This is a genomic window from Candidatus Polarisedimenticolia bacterium, from assembly GCA_036001465.1.
In the GTDB taxonomy this organism is placed as follows: domain Bacteria; phylum Acidobacteriota; class Polarisedimenticolia; order Gp22-AA2; family Gp22-AA2; genus Gp22-AA3.
Genome location: DASYUH010000009.1, coordinates 1 through 4,079 on the forward strand (window position 1 = coordinate 1; position 4,079 = coordinate 4,079).

Below are 4,079 nucleotides of genomic sequence, written 5' to 3' on the forward strand. Positions count from 1 at the left end.
GACCAGGTCATCCATGCCCAGGAGCGCCGGGCGATCGAGGATCTCCGCGCGCACCTGATCGATGGATCCCTCGATGCGCGCGAGGACTGGGCCGGGCGCTCGGTCGCCCGCCTGCGACGGCAGGCCGGCGGGGAAGCCGGCAAAGCCGGAACCATGCGGGAGCCGCAGTCCGGCGCCTCCGGGGAGCCGGACACACGGCCCCTGGCGCCGGAAGAATTCGCCCGGTGGGACTCGGCGCTTCCCGCGACGCCGGGCGTTCCCGGCTCTGTCCAGGAGACTGACGAGGGGTTCTGGGTCCACGTCCCCCTCGCGCGGTGGCAGGATGAATTGGAAATCGCCTCGTACTTCGTGGCGAAGCAGACCTGGGATGAGTGGTGGGGCCGGGTCGCCCCGGGGCTGGACGAGGTCGCCACGCGGACGGTTGCGACGGGCCGTGAAGAGGTCGCAACCGTCAGCGGCTCCGAATGCGCCCTGGATACGTGGGACACATTCCCGGCTCTCATGGCCCCGGACGGCCGGCAAGAGTTCACGGCGGTATGGACGGGCAGCCTGATGATCGTCTGGGGCGGATGGGACATCGCGCGCGAATATGTCGATACCGGTGGCCGATACGACCCGGTCACCGATACCTGGCTGCCGACTTCGCTGGTGGACGTCCCGCAGGCGCGCTCGAACCACGCGGCGGTGTGGTCAGGCACTCACATGTTGATCTGGGGCGGCAACAATCACGGAGCACTCGGCACCGGGGGCCGCTACGATCCGCAGACCGACACCTGGACTCCTATCGCGATCTCCGGCGCGCCGCCCGCGCGCAACTTCCCGACAGCTGTCTGGACGGGGACCCGCATGCTCGTCTGGGGCGGCGCCACCACGGTCCCCACGAACACGGGAGGAGCCTACGATCCGGCGAACAATACATGGTCCGAGATATCGCCGACGAACGCGCCTGAGGCGCGATTTGGGCACTCGGCCGTTTGGACCGGCGACCGCATGGTGGTGTGGGGAGGAGATCATTTCAATCCTCTCATCAACACGGGCGGCCGCTACGATCCGGTCGGCAACGCCTGGTTACCCACGTCGCTGGCCGGCGCTCCCGACGCCCGGACCGACCATACGGCCGTCTGGACGGGGACACGAATGATTGTGTGGGGCGGAAGAACCGCCTCGGGGGTCACGAACACCGGGGCCAGCTACGACCCTGTCCTCGACCAGTGGACCGCGATGCAAGGACAGAATCCTCCCGCCGCCCGTTCCGATCACTCGGCAGTCTGGACCGGCAAGGAGATGATCGTGTGGGGCGGGAGTTCGCTCAACACGGGCGGCCGCTACGATCCGGCGTCGGACAGCTGGTCCCCTCTTTCGCTGACGAACGCCCCGACCGGTCGCACGTCCCAGACGGCCGTCTGGACGGGCGGCTTGATGATCGTGTGGGGGGGTGGCTCGAGCACGAACGGCTCGTCGTTCAACACGGGGGGGCGATATGACCCGGCGTTCGATGCCTGGACGCCGACGTCGACAGAAAACATCCCGACTCCACGACACGCCCACTCCGCGATCTGGACCGGCAGCCGCATGGTGATCTGGGGCGGCTCGTTAGCAAGGGGAGGTATCAACGGGGACCAAGGTACAGGTGGTCGCTACGACCCCGCAACCGACACGTGGGAGCCGACGGCCCTGTCGGGGGCGCCTGCAGCACGTGCGGGTCATCAGGTCGCGTGGACGGGGAATCAGATGATCGTGTGGGGAGGATCGTCGAACAATAATCCCGTCAACTCCGGTGGCCGATACGATCCCGTGGGCGACACGTGGCTGTCCACGTCACTCGTCGACGCCCCCGCTCCGCGGGGCGGGGCCACCGCCATCTGGACCGGCAGCCAGATGGTGATCTGGGGAGGAAGCACCGCCGCGGGTCAATTCAACACGGGCGGGCGCTACGATCCAGCGACGAACATCTGGCTCCCGACCTCGACTGTGGACGCGCCGTCTCCGCGGGTCGGACACTCCGCCGTATGGACGGGGAGCAGGATGGTCATCTGGGGCGGTGGCGATACCTCAGGAGGCCGATACGATCCGGTGACGGATAAATGGACTCCGACGTCCTTGATCAATGCTCCGTCGCCCCGGAGATCCCACTCGGCAGTGTGGACCGGCAGCCGGATGGTGGTCTGGGCAGGGAATTTCGGGCTCACGTACTTCAACGATGGCGCTCGCTACGATCCGGTGAACGACTCGTGGAGTCCCATGTTGGCCGCCAACCCCCCCGCCCCGCGTTCCTTCCACGTGACCCTCTGGACCGGTTCGGAGATGATCGTCTGGGGAGGAGAATTATCCACCTCGAGCTACACCAACACCGGTGGGCGCTACGACCCGACGGGCGACACCTGGACGGCCATGACGACGACCCAGGCCCCATCCCCTCGCTATTTCGCCGGCGGCGCCTGGACCGACAGCCTGGTGCTGATATGGGGAGGAACGTTCGGTTCATTCAGGTCAAGCGGGACGGGATACGCCTACTGCGGGTGCATACCCAGGACCTATTTCCAGGATCTCGATGCGGATGGTCACGGGGACGACGCCGTGGCGATCCGGACGTGCAGCCCGCCCGCGGGATTCGTCCTGGTCGGCGGAGACTGCGACGACGCCAACGCCGGCACCTGGGCCCCCCCGCCCGAGGTCGGCGGCTTCGTCCTCTCGGATGAAGTTGCGCTCGGCTGGATCCCTCCGGCACTGGGCGGGGCGACGACCGTGTCGTACGATGTTCTCAGAAGCTCCAATCCCGCAGACTTCGTGGGGCCCGCTGTCTGCGCCGCCACCGACACGTCACAGACGAGCGCCCTGGACCCGATGCTGCCGCCCGACGGGCTGGTCTTCTACTATCTCGTTCGCGCAGAGAACGGATGCCCGGGGGGACAGGGATCTCTCGGTTCATCCTCGGACGGCACCCCACGATCGGGCCGCACCTGTCCCTGAATGCGCCGGGTGTTCCGGCTACCGTTCCCTTACGACGACGGCCGGGCGACCGAGCCCGCGAGGTGGATCGAACCGGTCGGCTGCGGGGAACCGCCGGCCGGCTCGTCGGTGACGGCGGCGACGGCGACCGCCTCGAGGCCGGGCGGGATGGTGACCTCGAGGGCCGCCTCGCCCTGCGGGTCGACGTCGAACGTGCCGGCGGAGATCTTCTCCTGCGCCGGGGTGATGAACCACAGCTGATAGGTTCGGCCGGGGCCGGGCTGGCGCAGGTCGGCGGCGTAGAAGTGCCAGGTCCGGCGCGACTGGTCCCAGAAGATGCGCGCGGTGGCCTGCGGCTGGGACTGCGTTCCGGACAGGGCGACGATGCGGACGGCGGGGGAGCGCAGGACGCGCACGGTCTCGGCGGCGTCGTGCACCGCCTCGCGCAGGCGGACGATCTCGCGGTCCTGAGCGTCGAGGCGGGCGAGCAGCGCCTGGCGCGCGCGCTGCCCCGGGATGCTGAGCGCCGCGACGGTGACGAGCACGGCTGCGGCCGCGGCCAGGGCCGGGCGCACCCAGGCGCCGGCCCGGACGGCGGCGGCCGATCGGCCGGCTGGAGCGGTGCGCGGATCCGTGCGGGGCAGGGCGGTGACCCGGCGCATCAGGGCGGCGCGCGTCTCCGGGTTTGGGGCCACGGGGTCGAGGGCGAGCGGCAGGTGACCGAGGGTCGCTTCGGCCTCGGCGAGCGCGCCGGCGCAGCGCGGGCAGCCGGTGGCGAGGTGGGCCCGGATCGGCTCGCGCTCGGCGGGATCGAGCGCCTCGGCGGCGTACAGCATAAGTAGATCTCTGCGCGTCTCGCAGCTCATGCCGTCTCCATCCTTCCGTACTCGTCGCCCAGGGCGTCGCGCAGCCTGAGAAGGCCCTGCCGGATCCGGCTCTTCACCGTGCCGAGCGGCTCCTGGAGCGTCTTCGCTATCTCGCCGTGGCTGAGGCCGTCGAAGAACGACAGCTCGACCGCCCGCCTCTCGGCCGCCGACAGCCCCGCCAGGGCGCGCCGGATCTTCGCCTTCTGCTCCGACGCCGCCATGTCGAGGTAGGGGCCCGCGTCGGCGGCCGCCTGTGCCGCGGGG

General features: G+C 69.6%; 3 protein-coding genes. 1 reads left to right on the plus strand and 2 read right to left on the minus strand.

What is annotated here, in order from left to right; genetic code table 11:
- A partial coding sequence (locus VGV60_01770) for a hypothetical protein (GenBank protein ID HEV8699981.1) occupies positions 1-2,970 on the plus strand: 2,970 nt, incomplete at its 5' end.
- 29 nt (positions 2,971-2,999) lie between these two features.
- Here VGV60_01770 and VGV60_01775 read toward each other — a convergent pair.
- Together VGV60_01775 and VGV60_01780 are read right to left on the minus strand one after the other, a co-directional pair.
- Positions 3,000-3,815 carry an anti-sigma factor gene (locus VGV60_01775; protein ID HEV8699982.1) on the minus strand — a complete coding sequence of 272 codons (816 nt, stop codon included), beginning with the start codon at positions 3,813-3,815 and terminating at the stop codon, positions 3,000-3,002.
- Positions 3,812-4,079: sigma factor-like helix-turn-helix DNA-binding protein (locus VGV60_01780; GenBank protein ID HEV8699983.1), on the minus strand; the 268-nt coding region annotated here is incomplete at its 5' end. The genes VGV60_01775 and VGV60_01780, both read right to left, overlap by 4 nt.